Origin of the sequence: Vibrio sp. 3-2(1), assembly GCF_963887575.1 — a bacterium.
GTDB classification, from domain to species: Bacteria; Pseudomonadota; Gammaproteobacteria; order Enterobacterales; family Vibrionaceae; genus Vibrio; species Vibrio anguillarum.
The window spans coordinates 263,087-280,140 of the sequence record NZ_CAWPGB010000011.1 but is presented as its reverse complement, the minus strand read 5'-3'; the positions used below and the strand labels follow the sequence as shown (position 1 = coordinate 280,140).

Sequence of the window (17,054 nt, the reverse complement as noted above, 5' to 3'; positions counted from 1 at the left end):
ATGTCTTTCATGGGTTAAAACCAGCCTTTGTGGGCGTGTCTGTTTGACAATAGCGCCCATATAAACCTAAAAACGCCTCCTGATTTTGTAGAAAACAGGGGGTGTTTTTTTAGGCTCAAATAGGCAAAACCTAGCCGATACTAGCGAATACGAGTAAACTCTTCTCTTTTCATGGAAGAGCCCAGAAGCAATGTTAAAACAAGATCATAGCCAAGCAATACAGCAAAGAATCGATCAAAAAACCAAACCGTTGGGAGCGCTGGGCCAACTTGAGTCATTAGCACACCAGCTCGCCTTAATCCAAAGTCAAAATCAGCCTCAGCCCACTCAGCAGATCACCATTCATAAGCCTACCGTACTGGTCTTTGCTGGCGATCACGGCATTGCAGATGAAGGGATTAGCATTGCGCCAAGCGCGGTGACTCAGCAAATGGTGCTTAACTTTCTGGCGGGTGGTGCGGCCATCAACTGTTTTTGTCGCAGCAATCAAGTCGAGATGAAAGTAATAGATTGCGGGATTTTACTCCCTGTAGAAAGCGACAATCCGCACTTTTTTGTGCAGCGCTTAGGTAGCCGAACGGAGAACTTTGCTCGTCAAGCGGCGATGTCTGTAGATCAAGTGAAACAAGGGCTATTGCTAGGCAATCAGGCCGTGCTGCAGGTAATCCGTGCGGGGTCCAATATGGTGATGTTTGGTGAAATGGGCATTGGCAATACCAGTAGCGCTTCTGCGATATTAGCGGCGCTTTCTAAACATTCTGTTGAGCAGTGTGTTGGTTACGGCACTGGCATTTCAACACAGCAATATCAGAAAAAAATACAATTGGTGAAGCAAGGCGTAACACGCTGCCGTGGTTTGGATCCAGAAACGGTCCTTGCGGAAGTAGGCGGCTTTGAAATTGTGCAAATGGTCGGAGCATTTTTAGGCGCTTACCAGCAGCAAACGCCGATTCTGGTGGATGGATTTATCGTCACGGTAGCCGCGTATGTGGCCACACTTATTGAACCGGATTGCCGCGAGTTGATGATTTTTGCTCATCAGTCCCATGAATCGGGCCACCAACGCGTACTTGAGCTGTTAAACGCGACACCACTGCTTAATTTAGGGTTGAGATTGGGTGAGGGAACGGGTGCTGTGTTAGCCGTACCTTTGGCCAAAGCGGCCGCCGAGTTTTATAACACCATGGCCAGTTTTGCCGACGCAGGAGTGACAGTGTAATGCTGCGCGCTTTCGCTTATCAATTAGAGCTGTTCTGGTTGGCGCTGAGTTTCTTCTCGCGCCTTCCTATTCCTAACAATACGCCCTATTGCAGTGAACGAATGAACCGATCTGGGCGCTATTTTTCCTTGGTTGGTCTATTACTCGGCGCGATCTGCGGTGCCATCTACAGTGTGCTGATCCTGATTTTTCCGAACGAGGTGAGCATCGCACTGACGATGGTGGCCAGTTTGCTATTAACAGGGGCGTTTCATGAAGATGGCTTAACCGACATGGCGGACGGTATTGGCGGAGGAATGACGGCTGAGCGCCGTTTGAGCATCATGAAAGATAGCCGCATTGGCACTTATGGTGCGGCTAGTTTAGTGATGGCGCTACTGTGTAAGTTTCTCTTTTTAGAGGCGCTACTTGGTTATGGCAACGTATTGATGGTGTGGGTGCTAGGCTACAGTTTTAGCCGTGCGATAGCGGCATCGTTGATTTTCGATATGCCGTATGTAAGTGATCTCGATAGCAGCAAAAGTAAGCCGCTAGCCAATAAGCAAACCCTTCCAGAGCTCATTTTTCTACTGCTGTGCGGCTTAGCGCCTGCGTTATGGTTTGGTTGGCAGGTAAGCTTAAGTTTGGTATTGGTTGCTGTGGTTTTTCGTGTTTTCTTCAAAGCTTGGTTGATGGCGCGTATTGGTGGCTTCACGGGTGATTGCCTTGGCGCTGCACAACAGATTATGGAACTGCTGATCTATCTGCTGCTTATTGTATTCGCTGGGTTGGGTTATTTGAGCATGGGACTGATTGAATAATGGTGCATTTGATTTTGGGTGGCGCGCGTAGCGGTAAGTCTTGTTTCGCTGAACAGGCCGCAAAGCAAGCACACCAAGCCCTGTTAATGCGGCTGCCGCAGGCTCAGCTTAACTATGTTGCCACCGCGATTGCATTTGATGATGAAATGCAGGCAAGGATTGCCCACCACCAGCAGCAAAGAACGTCGGAATGGCAAGAGCACGAATGCCCTGAACAACTGCCTGAGTTAATTGCCACTTTTTCAGCACATGATGTGGTATTGGTGGACTGCTTAACGCTGTGGCTGAATAACGTTATCTACAACCATGGCCAGCAAGCTCACGAAGCGGAGATAAAAAAGCGAGTCGAGCAACTCTGTTTTGCCGTTGAGCAAACACCCGCCACTTTGGTTATCGTCGCTAACGAAGTGGGCCTTGGCGTGATCCCGATGGGGGAGGTTTCGCGCTTATTTGTCGATAACGCGGGCTGGCTTAACCAAGCGCTAGCCAAGTTAGCAACCCGAGTGAGCTTTATTGCGGCGGGCTTACCGATTGTTTTAAAAGACATCGCTTTAAAAAACATCGCTTTAAAAAACACTGCTCTAAACGACATCGCTTTAAAAGGCTCACAATGATCAATCTCTATTTGATGCGCCACGGTAAAACCGTCGGTCGGCCTGCGCTCAATGGTAAAACAGATGTGCTCGTTGAAGCACATCGGCAAGAGCAGATCGCTCACACTTTGCTGAAATCCCCTTACTCCTTCTCAAACATCATTACTTCGCCGCTACGCCGTTGCCATGATTTAGCGCAGCAACTGGTTTTACAGCAGCCGAAATTGGATTACCAAATTGAGCCTGATTTCCAAGAAATGGATTTTGGTGATGTCGATGGTGTGGCCTTTGATGAACTGCAATCGATGTGGCCAGTAGTGGAAACTTTGTGGACCAATCCGGCCCAACATCAACTACCGAATGCAGAAAACTTGGCCGATTTTCATCAGCGTGTAACTCGTGCTTGGGAGGCTCAGATTAAAGAAATTAAGCAAGACACTTTAATCATCGCTCATGGTGGAACAATCAGAATGATACTTGCCAATGTTCTAGGCACTGATTGGCAAAACCGCCATTGGTATAGTGTGTTGAATATCGACTATCAATCATTAACTCATATCCAAATAGGAAAAGATAACGCTAAGAATGTGAGTGTGAAGAGCATCGGAATTCAAATTTAGCACCGGGTGAGCATGCAGTAGAGTATGGAGTAACTATCAGATTTAATGGTAGAATTCCCGGCAATTAACGCTGGCCTCTGGTTAAGCGTATTTTTGTATAAGGTATTGAGACGATCGTTGATGAGTTAAGTTTACCCTTATCCATCTTGATAAGTGGGATCGCCTCAACATAAATTGCTTCTACAATTCATTAACATACCGCTGTGCAATAAAGGAGTAACGCATGACGAAGTCCCTTTTCCGCCAATCTTTCCTATTTGATAGTTTGGATTTAGACCAAGAAATGGTCACTGGCGAAATCAAAACGGCAGCTGGTATTACGCTTAAAGTGCTCTCGCGTGGAGTGCTCGAAGTGATTCCCGCTCATCTCAACGATGAGAGTAAGCACATCATTATTTCTTGTGGTATTCATGGTGACGAAACTGCGCCAATGGAATTAGTAAATAAGCTGGTGGATGATATTCAGTCAGGTTTTCAAGCGGTCCAACACCGCTGCTTATTTATTGTGGCTCATCCTCAGGCGACGAATCAACATACCCGTTTCGTGCAAGAAAATTTGAACCGTTTATTTGATGATAAAAAGGGCAATACCTCCCTGGAAAGAGAGATTGCACAGCATCTCAAACAGACAGTGAAAGACTTTTTCGAACACACCGCTGAGCAAAACCGGTGGCATCTTGATTTGCACTGTGCGATTCGTCACTCCAAACATTATTCGTTTGCCGTCAGCCCTAAATCCCGCCATCCTGTCCGCAACCGCGCGCTGATGGCATTGATTGAAAGTGCGCATATTGAAGCGGTGCTGCTTTCAAATTCACCCTCGAGTACCTTCAGTTGGTACAGTGCAGAGAATTTTGCCGCGCAAGCTTTAACGCTTGAGCTGGGACAAGTCGCACCTCTTGGTCAAAACAACCTAGAGCGATTAGTCGCGTTTGACTTAGCCATGCGCGATTTGGTAGCCAATGCGACACCTGAACACTTGCCAAGAAAGCCAACCATTTATCGTGTCAGCCGTACCATCGTCCGTTTGCATGACGATTTTGATTTCATGTTTGATGATAACGTCGAAAACTTCACCGCGTTTAAACATGGTGAGGTATTTGGTCATGATGGTGAAAAGCCACTCATGGCGAAAAATGAAGATGAAGCGATCGTATTTCCTAACCGAAAAGTGGCATTAGGCCAGCGCGCCGCGTTAATGGTGTGCAAAGTGGCGACACGCTATGAAGACGATCAATTGGTATACGATTAACCGATGGTACTTTTGGCTTGTTAATCTTTTGACCTGTTAACCTTTTGGTCTGTTGACAAGGTTAACAGGCGATTGCTTTGGTATATCACTTTCTATTTAAATGGCTTAACGGTAAGGTTAGGCCATTATTGTTTCTCTTACTTACATATAAGCGCATGACGTTCAATCAGTTACTCTTAAAAAAACAGCGTCGCTGGCATTACGCCCTCTACGCTATGCTGGCATTGTTGATTACGATGAGTGCGTTTTATTTGATGGTGGGTGAACTCTTTATCAGCCCATTTCACACTTGGTCACCACTGGAATGGCAGTTAGTGACTGAACTTCGTGCTCCTCGTCTGCTCTCTGCCGTCATCATTGGTGCTTCACTAGCCGTATCAGGCGCGGCGCTGCAAGTGCTATTAGGGAATGTTTTGGCAGAGCCGGGCGTGCTTGGTATTTCTGGTGGCGCCAGTGTGGCGATGGTAGTGGTGCTGTTTTTCTTCCCTGCCTTGGCCTCCCCTGAAATTTTCATGCTTTGTGCCGTAGTCGGTGCGATGGTGTTTACTCTTTTACTGGTCAGCATGGCTAAAGCGATGCGTTTAAGCACAACTCGCTTACTGTTGGTCGGTGTGGCGCTGGGTATTTTATCTGGTGCTGTGGTGACATGGGCGTTTTATTTCAGTAATGAACTCAGTTTAAGGCAACTGGTTTACTGGTTGATGGGCAGTATTGGTGGTGCAAGCTGGTATCAACATACGCTTTCATTAGCTGCGCTTCCGGTGATCATCTGGCTTGCTCTGCAAGGAAAAACGTTAGACAAACTGATGTTGGGCGAAACTCATGCAAAGCAGTTAGGTGTGGATGTGCATCGACTACGTTGGAAATTGATTTTTTCCGTGTCGCTGCTGGTAGGAGCTGCGGTGGCATTGGGCGGTGTGATCAGTTTTGTTGGGTTGGTTGTTCCGCATTTATTGCGCTTGGCGTTTGGTTCTGAAAACCGCTACCTTTTACCTATGTCGGCTCTGTTCGGCGCACTCTTACTGGTTTGCGCGGATACCGTTGCCAGAACGGCGCTTAATGCTGCTGAGCTTCCACTTGGTGTCGTCACTACCACCATTGGTGCGCCGATTTTTATTTGGATGTTGTTGAAAAACCATGATTCACGTTAATAGCCTGCAGGTTTCATCACGCTTATTACCACTCTCTTTTACCTGCCAAGCGGGAGAGGTGCTGCATGTTATTGGGCCTAATGGCAGCGGGAAAAGCACTTTATTGTCGGCGTTAGCTGGCGTGACAGAGAGCCAAGGTGAGGTCTACATTGGTGATCTTCAGCTTTCAAGCGCATCGTTAGAGGCGCTGTCACTGCACCGAGCTTATCTGTCGCAAAACGACAAGCCTGTTTTTAATGTCGATGTTTATCAATATCTTGCCTTAGCGATCCCCAGTTGCGCCGATTTACATTCTCAGGTTGTTAATCAAGCCGTGCTTCATCTCACTCAACGATTGAATATTCAAGACAAATTGCATCGATCCATTCACCAACTGTCAGGCGGCGAATGGCAACGTGTCCGCTTGGCCGGTATTTGCTTGCAAATTTGGCCAACCTTAAACCCTTACGCGCAGTTATTGATATTAGATGAACCTGCGGCGCCTCTTGATATTGCTCAAGAAGGGTTGCTTTATCGTTTGATTGAAGAGGTTGCACAGCAAGGGATATCGGTAGTAATGGCCAATCACGATCTCAATCGAACATTGCGCCATGCCGATCGCGCTCTGTTACTGCAAGATGGCGTATTGCAAAGTTCCGGCTCGGTTGAACAAGTATTAGAGAGCCAAGCGTTAAGTGCAGCGTTTCAGACTCAGGTGAAGCAGGTTGTTGTTGAAGGAAAGCCTTACCTTATCTTTGATTAAAAGCACAACTGTCGTGCAGTAAGCACACTTTTAGCGCATCAATGTGCTGGAGATAGAATAGTAAAAATAATAAGTCTATTAAAAACAAATGGTTATATTTTATACAAAAGTTGGCACGCCAATCGCATTAATAGAATCGATACATTCTCGTTCTTGTTAGGCTTTTTATAAGTCTCTTAACCACCTTGCTCCCACAAGGTGGTTTTTTTTATCTGAGTCTTTGCAAGGTTATTGCGTCAATGAAGCGAGGTCAGCAGGACGGTAATAGACTGATTTGAGCACTTTACCTTGGCGAATCGTTTTGCCTTCAGAGACAAAATCTTGTGCGCATTTAGCAATAATGTAGTCGCCTTTTTGTACGGCCATCAGCTCAATACCTTGTTCAGCATAGTAGGCTTGGGTATCGGCATACTCTTTTTCATTGCGACACACTTTACTCATGTTCGAGCTGTGTACTTCATCCCAGCATGGAATAAATTCGATGCCACGATTCACGGCAACATTGAGCAGAAGATCAATCAAATAGCTGATCGCTAAGTTGTCACTCACTTGGCTATGCCCTAGGTGGACTAAGCGACCCATCAAAACGTACACAGTATCGATGATCGCATCCGCTTGTTCTGTTTTATTGTCAGCTTCAGCAAGTTCAGTCAATTCTTCAATCGCGAGTGAAGTATGCAACGTGTCAGCTTTATCGTTTAAGCTGCTGGCATCAGCAACGGGGAGATCAAAGGTGCTACGAAACTCGGTAATATCGCGGTAAAGATGATCGTAAATCTCTTGAGTAAGCTTGGATAAATGCATTATCTCGGTCCATTGGTTTGGTTAACAGGGATTGTGACGCGTAGTAACAAATTAATAGTAATAAACTGATAGTAAGAAAATGGATAGTAACAAACTGATGGTAAAGCTGCGACCCATGCCATCAGTTTGGTTAAAGAACAGGGTTACTTATTGAGAAACAAATAAGGAAACAGTTGGCGGCGTTCTTGGTCACTTAGAGCACTAACACGAGCGATATTGGTATCGGGAATCGCTTCTGGGTTAGGGTAGTGCTTGAGTACTTTTTCCATACTCTCTTCGCGAATAAGATGGAAAATCGGGTACGGCGAACGGTTAGTTAGATTTTCGTCATCTTCGGGGCGTGTGCCGCCAAAACAGTAGTGAGGGTGAAAGGTAGCGACTTGGAAGATGCCTTGCCAATCTTGTTGCGTAATTAATGCTTCGACCCAATCGATAAAAAAGTTGTACTCAAAAAAATCTTCGAGCATGTTTGGCACTACCACTAAGGTGGTCTCAAGAGACTGTGCCGAGCTGCCTTCTAACTCTAGCAATTGTTGCAAAATATCTTGCAGCAATTGTTCTTCAGTATCCGCTTCACTGACGAAAATTTTGATCTGTTGGTTACGTTGTGGTTTTGCGGCGAAAGGGCAGAGATTTAAGCCAATCACCACATCGTTAAGCCACTGTTCGACTTCAGTTGTGATGGCGGTTTTATTTATCGTTACGCTCATAGTGCTTATTAAAACAGTCAATTTGGCGCAAGCATAACATGAGTCTTTTGATAAAGTGAGTGGATAACACTACTTGATCAATTCATGCAGCGGCTGGCGGTGCGCCAGTGCGCGGTCATCATGGCGCAATTTCCAACAGAGAAAAAACATTGCCACATACAACACCATTCCACCCGAAACCACCACCGGCCAACCGCCATTTTGCCAGCAATAGAGTAGGAAAAACCCGCCGAGGCTGCCACCTACATAATAATGAACCAAATACAGAGCGGTCGCGGTTGCTTTTGCGCTGCTGGCCTTTTGGCTCACCCATGAATAGGCGAGCGTATGAGTAAAAAAGGCGCCGAAACTGATCAACATTAAACCGATCAGCATAAACGGGATTGATTCAACCAAGGCTAGCCACATCCCCGATAAACTGAGCAAGGCTCCCAACATCATGCCCGAAATGGCATTGTAGCGTTTTGTCCAGTTGGCGGTCAGTTTCGAGCTGAGTGTTCCCGCCAAATAACATAGGAAGATCAATGATGCTAAGCCAATTGGTAGCGAGTAGGGTTCGGCGACAAGCCGAAAGCCCATCACTGAGTAGAGATTAACAAACAGCGCGAAGTTAGTACCACCAATCAGCATCGCTAGCCACAGTGTGCGGTTAGAAAGATGTTTTACCAGCGCACGATTGTGGTGAAAGAACAAGCCTCGTTGCGGCGTGAAATTGCGTTGAATGGGCAGTAACCACAGCACAATGATGGCGCATACGAAAGTCAGTATGGCAATCACAATCACGGCTTGTTGCCAGCCAAAGGCATCGGTCAATATACCGCCTAAAATTCGGCCGCTAATACCACCTAATGAATTCGCAGCAATATAACCACCAATCGCTTGGCTAAATGCTTGAGGCGAAAGCTCCTCAGCCATGTAAGCCACGGCAACCGAAGCAAAGGCGGCCAATGCGACGCCCATTAGTGCACGTGTTAAAACCAGCACCCATAGCTGTTGGCTGATCAACATTAAGCTGCCGATTAATGGCATCATGAATAGCCCTAATAACATCACTTTGCGGCGGCCAAAGGATTCAGAGCTGATTGCCCAAGGGACTAAACTGACGGAGAGTGCGAGGGTTGATGCGGCAAATAACCAGTTAATTTGGGTTTCTGAAACCGCAAAATGCGTAGCAAGGTAGGGCAACATTGGCTGAAAAAGATAGAGATTACAAAAGACTAAGAACGAGCCGAGAGCAAGCCCCCAAGTGACTTTTCGGTATTCTTTACTGCCAATTTCGATCATGATTACGCTTCACTTACGTTATGTATCTGTGATCACAGTAGCAGTGGCTTGGTGATTAATAAAATATATTAAAAATATCGTCGTGATATATAAAATATATCCCAACCTCGTTGGACGAATCTCGCTTCGTTTGATTTTGTGGAACCATAAAGCTATGGATACTCGCCATCTAAAACATTTTTCGGCTGTGGTTCAATGCGGCAGCTTTACTTTAGCAGCCCAGCAACTGCACATTGCGCAGCCAGCACTCAGTATTTCGATTAAAAAATTTGAGCAGCAATTAGGGGTTGTTTTGCTAAAAAGAGATGAGCGAAAAGTGACGCTGACCCATGAAGGGCAAGTGTTATATGAACACGCCACTCGTATTTTGCAGCAACTTGAAGATGCACAATTGGCGATGGATGAGCTTAAAGGGTTAGTCAAAGGCGAAGTGAGGCTCGGCGCGCCGAGCATGATGGGATCCTATTTCTTTCCAGAAATTGTAATGGCTTTTAAAAGTCACTTTCCCTTGCTAAAAATGACGGTGATAGAAGCGGGAACTCAGTCGATTAGAAAAATGTTGCTCAGTGGTGAGCTAGATATTGGCGTGATCCTCAATCATGATCTTCCTCCGGATTTAGAAGTTGATCCCCTCTTATCATCGCAAATGGTGGCGGTAGTGGGGAAAGAACATGAGTTAGCACAACGAGAATCGATAGATTTTAAGACCTTTTTTGAGCATGAATTGGTAATGTTTAAGCCCGGTTATTTCCACCGCGACTTCATTGATAAAGTGTGTAAAGAGCATAAGCTCAGCGCACATTTCTCTTTTGAAACCAATCTGTTGCCAATGATTTTAAGTATTGTCAAACATGAGTACGCAGTGACTGCGTTATTAGAGCTTGTAACGGAGCATGAACCGGATGTACGAGCGATCCCTTTTGAACCGCCAGTCTGGTTAGATTTAGCCCTCGCATGGCGCAAAGAGGGCTATTTGTCTAATGCCGACCGTACTTTTATTGAATTTGTGAAACAGTACGTGTGAAAGGGGCGATGTGTATCGTTCGATTAACTTTGATAGATTTTTTCAAAGTTGTTTGGGTTCCAGCCAATCATAATTCGATCACCAATTTTTAAAGCCGGTACACTGCGCGCGCCGATCGCATCCAATTCCTTCCGGCCGCGTTGCATTTTTGCGTTACATAAGCGGTAGGGGATCTGTTTGGCGTCAAGATAGCGCTGAGCATCTTTACAGTGCGGGCATTTATCTTTGACGTAGAGCACAATACGTTTCATCCAATTCACTCATTAACCGAACATAAAGGGCGGCAAGTTTACCCACCGAGGCGCTGAGTTTCAACTCTCTCGGATGCGAAGCCTTGCTCCTTGTGATTGGAAAGATGAAACGCAGGCTTGATTCAGTTACACTTAGCGCCTTTTTTATGAGTCAGTTGCTGGGCTATGCATCCATCTTTTCGTTACATACAAAACTATCCGCCTCATCTCGTTTCACAAGTTGAACAGTTGATCACGGCCGGTAAATTCGTTAGTTGGTTTGAGCAACGTTACCCACAGCGCCATTCGATTCAAAGTGAAAAAGCGTTGTTTAACTACGCGATTGATCTCAAAAATCAATACATGAAGAAAACGGCGCCGATCAGTAAAGTGGTGTACGACAATAAAATCCACATTATCAATAACGCACTAGGGTTGCACAGTTATGTTGCCAAAGTGCATGGTGGGAAAATCAAATCTAAAAATGAGATCCGCATAGCGAGCATGTTTAAAGAAGCACCGGAGCCGCTGTTGCGCATGCTAGTGGTACATGAGCTGGCTCACATCAAAGAGAAAGAGCACAACAAGGCTTTTTATCAACTGTGTTGCCATATGGAACCGAATTATCATCAGCTCGAGTTTGATGCACGATTATTTATGATGTATCTCGATTTAAAAGAGGAGCAGTAATGTCAGCCAAAGTGAAGCCGCAGAAAAGCCAACCTGAAGCGAGCCATAAAAAACCTGCGTTAAAAGCAAAGCAGGGGTTACATCCTCGTAATCAGCATCAAGGACAATACGATTTCCCCGCGCTGATTAATACACTGCCTGCTTTGAAGCCCTTTGTTATTCGCAACCCGAGTGGTGAACCGAGCATCAATTTCTCCGATGCGATGGCGGTGAAAATGCTCAACAAAGCGTTATTGGCACATCATTATCATGTGACCCATTGGGATATTCCCGCTGGGTATTTGTGCCCGCCGATCCCCGGTCGAGCTGATTATATTCATCGCGTGGCCGATTTGCTGCTAGATGAGTGCTCAGCAATCAAGCATGAAAAGGTTCAAGCACTTGATATTGGGGTCGGAGCGAACTGTATTTATCCGATAGTGGGTGTGGCAGAGTACGGCTGGCACTATGTTGGTAGCGATATTGATCCTATCTCTATTAGATCCGCCAATCTGGTGGTTAATAGCAACGCTTCACTCAATGGACGTATTGAATGCCGTTTGCAGAGCGATGCAAAACACATTTTTAAGCAGATTATCCAAGAAAATGAGCGTTACGATCTCACCACGTGCAACCCGCCTTTTCATGCATCACAACTACAGGCGCAGCAAGGCAGCGAACGTAAGTTGAAAAATTTACAGCGTAATCGAGTCAAAAAAGGTCAAGAAATTGTGGGGCAAGACGCTAACAGAAGTAAGGCGGTCACGCTCAACTTTGGTGGACAAAAAGCTGAGTTATGGTGCCCCGGTGGTGAAGCTGCCTTTATTAAAAACATGGCCTTTGAAAGTCAACACTACGCTCAGCAAGTGCTGTGGTTCACCACATTGATCTCTAAAAAAGAGAATGTACGTTGGATGCAAAAACAGTTAGATAAAGTGGGTGCTGCAGTGGTGAAGGTTGTTGAAATGCAACAAGGGCAAAAAGTGAGTCGATTCATCGCATGGAGTTTCCAAAATGACAGTCAACGCAAACAATGGTTAGCGGCAAAGTGCTAGGCTGACTTCGTTGATTGACTATATTGGTCAGTGAGTTGAGATAGCAATAGAAGGAGTAAGGTATGGACTTTGACCTTTATTTACCTTGCCAACCCGGATGGATCTGCCAGCCCTTCGCTTATCTGTTTGCCTTGCTTGCGATGATTGGGCTTGGGTTTTTTATTCGTATTATCTATCGCGAATATCAAAAAATTCAGCGCGCTCAGAAAGTCAGACGTCTTCGCCGTATCCACTATCGTGACCGTACTGGTGGCAAAGACGGTAGACCCACCAATATCAAATAACCCTTGCCCTAGTAATACGATGTTAGGAAAAGGTATCGAGCGCCGCTTGATATTTTTTCTCTAACGCTTTATTTCCTGCCTTTTTCTCTAACTCTACCAATAATTGAAGCGATGTTTTTTGGTTACCGTAGCGCTGATTAAATTGCATCAAGCGGATGCGAGCTTGCGTGTATTGTTGAGCGTCAATTTCCAATTTAGCTAATTGCAGCAATGAACGAGCTCGATTAGGGTCATGGTCTAATGTTTTTGCAAAATAGTAGTGCGCTTGTTCTTTATCGCCAGATTTTAACGCGCAAAAGGCTGCGTTCTCATAGCTTGCAGGGACAAGGTAATAATAGGGTTGAGCAATGGCGCGGTTAAAATATTCATCGGCTTTTTGATATTCGCCCTGCTTGCACAAAAATGTGCCGTAGTTATTGAGAATATTGCCATTTTTGGGATGGGCGCGAAGCGCGGTTTGATAGGTTTTACGTGCGGCCTCTGTTTCACCGACAGTTTCGTAGTAGTGAGCCATCGCAAGTTGCGATCGATAGTAAGTTGGCGCATGTTGTGTGGCTTTTTCTAGGTTCTCACGCGCTTTGCTCATGTTGCCATTTTCTAAATAGCCTAGGCCGAGCGCAATGCGAGATTCGGCCATTTCAACCGGATCCGCTTTTACTTCAGGCTCACCTTTTTCGTTCACGGTGACACAGGCCGATAACGTGAACATTATCAATATCATCAGTACTTTTTTCATTATCTGCAGCTCCTAAATCGCTTAGACGCATGATAAGGAAATCAGAAGATCGAGGGGGAAAGAGCAGAGAAGAATGCGAGTCAGTATGCACTATGTTTGATGAAAACCTGAACACCTCATTACTGAGATGATCAGGCATGAAACACTAATCGTCTTTGGTAAATTTATCTTCGCTAAAGTGTTCAAGGTCGTAAGGTGTTTGTTGGTAAACACAGTAGTTTAACCAGTTTGCAAACAGCAAGTGACCGTGGCTTCGCCAACTGGCGACTGGTTTATTATCTGGATTATCATTGGGGTAGTAGTTGACTGGGATTGCGGGTTCCATCCCTTCACCTAAATCTCGAATATATTCACCATGCAGTGTATGTGCGTCGTACTCAGGGTGACCTGTGACAAACACGTTACGTTTGTCTTTGGTTGAGGCTAAGTACACACCCGCAACATCAGAGGTGGCGAGAATATCTAAATTCGTATGTTCGGCTAAGTATTCTGGTGAGAAATCAGCATAACGAGAATGGGGCGCTAAAAAGGTGTCGTCAAAGCCGCGTAATATCGGATGAAAGGGATGGTGGATTTCATGATGATAAACGCCCGATAATTTTTCTTTGCGAGTTCGTTTGGGCAGATTGTAGAGCAGTTTTAGCCCCGCTTGCGCTGCCCAGCAAACGTAGAGTGTGGAAGTGACGTGATTTTTAGCCCATTCCATCACGCTTTTTAAGTGTTCCCAATAAATCACATCTTCAAATTGGACCAACCCCAAAGGTGCTCCGGTGATGATGAGCCCGTCGAAGTTGCGATTTTTTACCATCTCAAATTGACGGTAAAAGTTCTCCAAATGCTCAGTGGGGGTATTTTTACTTGGGCGCTCATCAATTCTCAGTAATTCAATATCCACTTGCAGCGGAGTATTGGATAACAGGCGCAAAAACTGAGTCTCGGTTTCGATTTTCTTCGGCATTAAATTCAAAATCAAAACTTTTAATGGACGAATGCCCTGTGTGGCGGCACGTGTTTCTGACATCACGAAAATGTTCTCATGACGCAGTACATCACCGGCAGGCAGTTGGTCGGGGATCTTAATCGGCACAGCTTTCTCCCTAAGCTATTTTTGGACGTCTATACTGCCGAACTTAACTTAATCAAAACCAGATGTCGATAGCAAAATGAATCTTGCTGTGAAATTAGTTACTATTGGATATCCGTTTACTTACCTGTTGGATACACATGGCGCTAACCTTAACTTTGATCAGGGGATTACCCGGCTCAGGCAAAAGCACCTTAGCAAGGACGCTACATGCAAAGCATTTTGAAGCGGATATGTATTTTATCAATGAGAAAGGTAACTATTGTTATCAGCCAGATAAAATCGAGCAAGCTCATCGGTGGTGTCAACAGCAAGTGGAGCGCTGTTTAGCGCAAGGTGAGGACGTTGTTGTGGCAAATACTTTTGTCCGACATTGGGAGATGCGAGCTTACCGGCAGTTGGCTAAACGTTACCATGCAACCTTAGTGATTAATGTTTGCCGTGCGCAGTACCAGAATGTTCATGGTATCGATGATGCCACTGTTGAGCGTATGCGTCAGCAGTGGCAGGAATGATTAATTAACGCTTCCGCTGGAGTTGGTAAAAAGCAAGGGCTCCCCAACCAAACACTTGCACCCACAAGATCCCCCACTGAGTGCTGATTTGATCCCATGATGCGCCCATTTGGTTCAAACTGAGAAAACTCTGAATGGCAGGCGTACTTGGAAAGAGGTTGGATACCCAAATGATAGGGCGTGGAATTGCTTCTAACGGCCAAATAAAACCAGCTGAAAAAATCAGTGGCATTGAGCTGATTAATACCACTAACGTCACCAATTCTCGCCGCGGTGTAACTGAACCAAGCCAAATGCCGCATAGGCAAGAGGCCAGTAAGAAAGGCAGTAGAAGTAGCAATAAATGCCCCGCACTGGCGAGGGTGTTGACACCATGTGAGGTAAAACTGGCACCAAAGTAGTACATGCTGAGTAGATAATAAACAGCAACCAGGACAATGCTGCGTACCAATATTAATCGTAGCGGTGTGGTATGACTCCAATAGCCATTTCCGTGCTTTTGTGTTCCGCCCATTAATCCTGCCGCCATGATCATGGTTTGCTGTAAGATCAGAACAAACACCGCTGGGACAACGTAATCAACATAACCCATGCGTGGGTTAAAGGTCGGTTTTAGGTTGATGCTTGTGGCGGAATAGTGCTGAGCGGCCAGAGAAAGCGGTTCTCCTTCCATCACTAAACGTGACACTTTACTTTTCGCGGCTAAGGTTCCGCCAGCTTGCGATAAGCCCTCAACGATGGTGCCGTACACTAGAAAGTAAGAGGCATCGCCAGCGTAGGCCAGTGTTGGACTTTTCCCAAGCAGTAGGTCTTTATAAAAATGTTCAGGAATCACTAAAATACCGCTAACTTTGCGGTTAAGAAACGCCTGCTTGGCATCTTCAATGGTACTGTCGCGTTGAATCACTTTGACTTGTGGCGTTGCGTCAACCATGCGTTCTAGTTGGTAACTGGCTTGGCTTTTATCGAGATTGACAATCGAGAGTGTCTGCTCGCGTGGAGTTTGCTGCGTATAAGGCAAAGGGTATAAAAAGGAGTAAAAAACCACGCCACCAAAGACAGTCAACAGCACCACAGGGTTAGTGAATAGCGCTTTTAGCTCTGCTTTCAGTAGAGCAATGAATCGCGTAGTTTCAGTCATGGTTGATTCGCTCGGCTTGCTTGTGTTTACGGATAAGAATCAAAGTGAGCAGCAGCGGCAATGCATAGCCCAGCATTGGCACTAAATACTTAAGTGATGACAGCGATTCAGCGTTATAACTCACTTGGCTTACTTGCACTTCAATGTAGTGACTCACTGGTAGCAGGCTTCGCCACCACTGCGCTAGAGTATTCATATCCGTCACTGGGAACGTAATGCCCATAAATGCAAAACTTGGTGCGGTAAAAGCGCCAGCAAAACTCATCGCTCTGGCCGGATCGAGTGTTAGAAAGAAAAAGAGTGCGCCCATGATCATACAGGCGAGCGTCATTGCAAGTTGTGCGATAATCAATAGAGCAAAACTGCCGTGCATTGGCCACATTAATATTTGATAAAACCAGATTAAAAAACCAATCCCTTGCAACATAAAAATCGGCAGATAACGCATCAATGTTAGCGTTAAAATTCGTAATGGCTTTTCTCCAAGCCACGTTTGCAAACCAAAGTGACGATGGTTTGCTGCCAAAATCATAATGGTACTGACCACGACCACGATTTGCCAAAGAGCGGGTATAACCGCCGAGACTAAAAATTGCGCATAGTTTGTATTGAGATTAAACAGGGGCGTAATCTGTGTCCTGATTGGTACGGCTCGCCCCATCGCACTCAATGTGGTTTGTTGGCTAGTCGCTAGGTTTTTTACGACATCCACTTGGGCATTGAACGTACTTTGTGCTTGAACAATAGCAGAGTTGATCAATCGTCCAACCAAAATGTATTGGCTATTGAAGAAGGTCGATACTTGTGGCTGCTCACCACGAAATATTGATTTATCAAATTGATACGGAATGACAACGTACGCATAAATGTCACTTTCAATTAACGCAGTTTTGGCTTGATTGACATCTTGGAACTGGTGCGTGACTGCCATAGTCGAGGTTGCATCGAAATCTCTTATCAATTGACGTGACAATTGGCTGTGAGACAAATCGACCACGCCAATCGGCAGATCGCGCACTATCCCTTGTGAGAAAATCCACCAAATACTGAATGCCAATACTATTGGTATCCAGCTTAGGCTAGACAATAGCCAAGGGTCATGGCGCAGCAGAGGCCATTGAGGGCGAACCTGAATCGACAT

Annotated in this window: 20 protein-coding genes; 12 read left to right on the top strand and 8 right to left on the bottom strand. The window is 45.6% G+C overall.

Annotation, left to right across the window (positions count from 1 at the left end):
- The first annotated feature begins 190 nt into the window (after nt 1-190).
- From cobT to btuD, 7 genes are all read left to right on the top strand, one after another.
- Entirely contained in the window at nt 191-1,219 is a 1,029-nt protein-coding gene (gene cobT / locus AACQ79_RS03920; RefSeq protein WP_170898518.1) for a nicotinate-nucleotide--dimethylbenzimidazole phosphoribosyltransferase, read from the top strand.
- Nucleotides 1,219-2,019, top strand: coding sequence for an adenosylcobinamide-GDP ribazoletransferase (locus tag AACQ79_RS03915; RefSeq protein ID WP_170898516.1), 801 nt, complete (start codon nt 1,219-1,221; stop codon nt 2,017-2,019). Before cobT ends, AACQ79_RS03915 begins: the two co-directional genes overlap by 1 nt.
- Complete coding sequence (cobU, locus tag AACQ79_RS03910) at nt 2,019-2,633, top strand: bifunctional adenosylcobinamide kinase/adenosylcobinamide-phosphate guanylyltransferase (RefSeq protein ID WP_170898514.1); 615 nt, start codon at nt 2,019-2,021, stop codon at nt 2,631-2,633. The genes AACQ79_RS03915 and cobU overlap by 1 nt, the downstream gene beginning before the upstream one ends.
- Nucleotides 2,630-3,232, top strand: coding sequence for a histidine phosphatase family protein (locus AACQ79_RS03905; RefSeq protein ID WP_170898512.1), 603 nt, complete (start codon nt 2,630-2,632; stop codon nt 3,230-3,232). The genes cobU and AACQ79_RS03905 overlap by 4 nt, the downstream gene beginning before the upstream one ends.
- Before the next feature lie 223 nt (nt 3,233-3,455).
- Nucleotides 3,456-4,484 (top strand): succinylglutamate desuccinylase, encoded by a 1,029-nt coding sequence (locus AACQ79_RS03900; RefSeq protein ID WP_170898510.1) that lies wholly within the window; start codon nt 3,456-3,458, stop codon nt 4,482-4,484.
- 155 nt (nt 4,485-4,639) lie between these two features.
- Nucleotides 4,640-5,635: a vitamin B12 ABC transporter permease BtuC gene (gene btuC / locus AACQ79_RS03895; protein WP_170898892.1), complete on the top strand. Its 996-nt coding sequence runs from the start codon at nt 4,640-4,642 to the stop codon at nt 5,633-5,635.
- A complete protein-coding gene (gene btuD, locus AACQ79_RS03890) occupies nt 5,622-6,377 on the top strand; it encodes a vitamin B12 ABC transporter ATP-binding protein BtuD (protein ID WP_170898508.1) in 756 nt (251 codons plus the stop codon). The genes btuC and btuD overlap by 14 nt, the downstream gene beginning before the upstream one ends.
- A gap of 228 nt (nt 6,378-6,605) precedes the next feature.
- Here the strand turns inward: btuD and AACQ79_RS03885 are convergent, their stop codons facing one another.
- The 3 genes from AACQ79_RS03885 to AACQ79_RS03875 all read right to left on the bottom strand — a co-directional run bounded on the left by AACQ79_RS03885 (nt 6,606) and on the right by AACQ79_RS03875 (nt 9,175).
- Complete coding sequence (locus AACQ79_RS03885) at nt 6,606-7,181, bottom strand: nucleoside triphosphate pyrophosphohydrolase family protein (protein ID WP_010318603.1); 576 nt, start codon at nt 7,179-7,181, stop codon at nt 6,606-6,608.
- Nucleotides 7,182-7,324: 143 nt separating this feature from the next.
- Nucleotides 7,325-7,891 carry a DUF1415 domain-containing protein gene (locus tag AACQ79_RS03880; RefSeq protein WP_026027360.1) on the bottom strand — a complete coding sequence of 189 codons (567 nt, stop codon included), beginning with the start codon at nt 7,889-7,891 and terminating at the stop codon, nt 7,325-7,327.
- A 69-nt stretch (nt 7,892-7,960) separates the two neighbouring features.
- On the bottom strand, nt 7,961-9,175 hold the full coding sequence (locus AACQ79_RS03875; RefSeq protein WP_170898506.1) for an MFS transporter: 1,215 nt from the start codon (nt 9,173-9,175) through the stop codon (nt 7,961-7,963).
- A gap of 154 nt (nt 9,176-9,329) precedes the next feature.
- Between AACQ79_RS03875 and AACQ79_RS03870 the strand changes: the two genes are divergently transcribed.
- Nucleotides 9,330-10,199, top strand: a complete 870-nt coding sequence (locus AACQ79_RS03870; protein WP_026027359.1) for a LysR family transcriptional regulator — start codon at nt 9,330-9,332, stop codon at nt 10,197-10,199.
- 23 nt (nt 10,200-10,222) lie between these two features.
- Here the strand turns inward: AACQ79_RS03870 and AACQ79_RS03865 are convergent, their stop codons facing one another.
- Nucleotides 10,223-10,450 carry a glutaredoxin family protein gene (locus AACQ79_RS03865; protein ID WP_010318599.1) on the bottom strand — a complete coding sequence of 76 codons (228 nt, stop codon included), beginning with the start codon at nt 10,448-10,450 and terminating at the stop codon, nt 10,223-10,225.
- Nucleotides 10,451-10,615: 165 nt separating this feature from the next.
- Between AACQ79_RS03865 and AACQ79_RS03860 the strand changes: the two genes are divergently transcribed.
- The 3 genes from AACQ79_RS03860 to AACQ79_RS03850 all read left to right on the top strand — a co-directional run bounded on the left by AACQ79_RS03860 (nt 10,616) and on the right by AACQ79_RS03850 (nt 12,437).
- On the top strand, nt 10,616-11,119 hold the full coding sequence (locus AACQ79_RS03860; RefSeq protein WP_010318598.1) for a M48 metallopeptidase family protein: 504 nt from the start codon (nt 10,616-10,618) through the stop codon (nt 11,117-11,119).
- Complete coding sequence (rlmF, locus tag AACQ79_RS03855) at nt 11,119-12,153, top strand: 23S rRNA (adenine(1618)-N(6))-methyltransferase RlmF (protein WP_170898504.1); 1,035 nt, start codon at nt 11,119-11,121, stop codon at nt 12,151-12,153. The genes AACQ79_RS03860 and rlmF overlap by 1 nt, the downstream gene beginning before the upstream one ends.
- A gap of 62 nt (nt 12,154-12,215) precedes the next feature.
- Nucleotides 12,216-12,437 carry a hypothetical protein gene (locus AACQ79_RS03850; RefSeq protein WP_017049140.1) on the top strand — a complete coding sequence of 74 codons (222 nt, stop codon included), beginning with the start codon at nt 12,216-12,218 and terminating at the stop codon, nt 12,435-12,437.
- A gap of 22 nt (nt 12,438-12,459) precedes the next feature.
- Here AACQ79_RS03850 and pilW read toward each other — a convergent pair whose 3' ends face one another.
- On the bottom strand, nt 12,460-13,173 hold the full coding sequence (gene pilW, locus AACQ79_RS03845) for a type IV pilus biogenesis/stability protein PilW (protein ID WP_017049141.1): 714 nt from the start codon (nt 13,171-13,173) through the stop codon (nt 12,460-12,462).
- A gap of 145 nt (nt 13,174-13,318) precedes the next feature.
- A complete protein-coding gene (metA, locus tag AACQ79_RS03840; protein ID WP_013856656.1) occupies nt 13,319-14,260 on the bottom strand; it encodes a homoserine O-acetyltransferase MetA in 942 nt (313 codons plus the stop codon).
- A 137-nt stretch (nt 14,261-14,397) separates the two neighbouring features.
- On the opposite strand from metA, the gene AACQ79_RS03835 reads away from it, so the two are divergent.
- Complete coding sequence (locus AACQ79_RS03835; RefSeq protein WP_164996775.1) at nt 14,398-14,772, top strand: ATP-binding protein; 375 nt, start codon at nt 14,398-14,400, stop codon at nt 14,770-14,772.
- A gap of 4 nt (nt 14,773-14,776) precedes the next feature.
- On the opposite strand, the gene AACQ79_RS03830 is transcribed toward AACQ79_RS03835, so the two are convergent.
- Complete coding sequence (locus tag AACQ79_RS03830) at nt 14,777-15,913, bottom strand: ABC transporter permease (protein ID WP_170898502.1); 1,137 nt, start codon at nt 15,911-15,913, stop codon at nt 14,777-14,779.
- On the bottom strand, nt 15,906-17,054 hold the full coding sequence (locus AACQ79_RS03825) for an ABC transporter permease (RefSeq protein WP_170898500.1): 1,149 nt from the start codon (nt 17,052-17,054) through the stop codon (nt 15,906-15,908). The genes AACQ79_RS03830 and AACQ79_RS03825 overlap by 8 nt, the downstream gene beginning before the upstream one ends.

Bases quoted from the DNA above. Each gene is read 5' to 3' on its own strand.
- cobT (WP_170898518.1), top strand. From the start codon at position 191: ATGTTAAAACAAGATCATAGCCAAGCAATACAGCAAAGAATCGATCAA.
- AACQ79_RS03915 (WP_170898516.1), top strand. From the start codon at position 1,219: ATGCTGCGCGCTTTCGCTTATCAATTAGAGCTGTTCTGGTTGGCGCTG.
- cobU (WP_170898514.1), top strand. From the start codon at position 2,019: ATGGTGCATTTGATTTTGGGTGGCGCGCGTAGCGGTAAGTCTTGTTTC.
- AACQ79_RS03905 (WP_170898512.1), top strand. From the start codon at position 2,630: ATGATCAATCTCTATTTGATGCGCCACGGTAAAACCGTCGGTCGGCCT.
- AACQ79_RS03900 (WP_170898510.1), top strand. From the start codon at position 3,456: ATGACGAAGTCCCTTTTCCGCCAATCTTTCCTATTTGATAGTTTGGAT.
- btuC (WP_170898892.1), top strand. From the start codon at position 4,640: ATGACGTTCAATCAGTTACTCTTAAAAAAACAGCGTCGCTGGCATTAC.
- btuD (WP_170898508.1), top strand. From the start codon at position 5,622: ATGATTCACGTTAATAGCCTGCAGGTTTCATCACGCTTATTACCACTC.
- AACQ79_RS03885 (WP_010318603.1), bottom strand. From the start codon at position 7,181: ATGCATTTATCCAAGCTTACTCAAGAGATTTACGATCATCTTTACCGC.
- AACQ79_RS03880 (WP_026027360.1), bottom strand. From the start codon at position 7,891: ATGAGCGTAACGATAAATAAAACCGCCATCACAACTGAAGTCGAACAG.
- AACQ79_RS03875 (WP_170898506.1), bottom strand. From the start codon at position 9,175: ATGATCGAAATTGGCAGTAAAGAATACCGAAAAGTCACTTGGGGGCTT.
- AACQ79_RS03870 (WP_026027359.1), top strand. From the start codon at position 9,330: ATGGATACTCGCCATCTAAAACATTTTTCGGCTGTGGTTCAATGCGGC.
- AACQ79_RS03865 (WP_010318599.1), bottom strand. From the start codon at position 10,450: ATGAAACGTATTGTGCTCTACGTCAAAGATAAATGCCCGCACTGTAAA.
- AACQ79_RS03860 (WP_010318598.1), top strand. From the start codon at position 10,616: ATGCATCCATCTTTTCGTTACATACAAAACTATCCGCCTCATCTCGTT.
- rlmF (WP_170898504.1), top strand. From the start codon at position 11,119: ATGTCAGCCAAAGTGAAGCCGCAGAAAAGCCAACCTGAAGCGAGCCAT.
- AACQ79_RS03850 (WP_017049140.1), top strand. From the start codon at position 12,216: ATGGACTTTGACCTTTATTTACCTTGCCAACCCGGATGGATCTGCCAG.
- pilW (WP_017049141.1), bottom strand. From the start codon at position 13,173: ATGAAAAAAGTACTGATGATATTGATAATGTTCACGTTATCGGCCTGT.
- AACQ79_RS03835 (WP_164996775.1), top strand. From the start codon at position 14,398: ATGGCGCTAACCTTAACTTTGATCAGGGGATTACCCGGCTCAGGCAAA.
- AACQ79_RS03830 (WP_170898502.1), bottom strand. From the start codon at position 15,913: ATGACTGAAACTACGCGATTCATTGCTCTACTGAAAGCAGAGCTAAAA.
- AACQ79_RS03825 (WP_170898500.1), bottom strand. From the start codon at position 17,054: ATGTCGATTCAGGTTCGCCCTCAATGGCCTCTGCTGCGCCATGACCCT.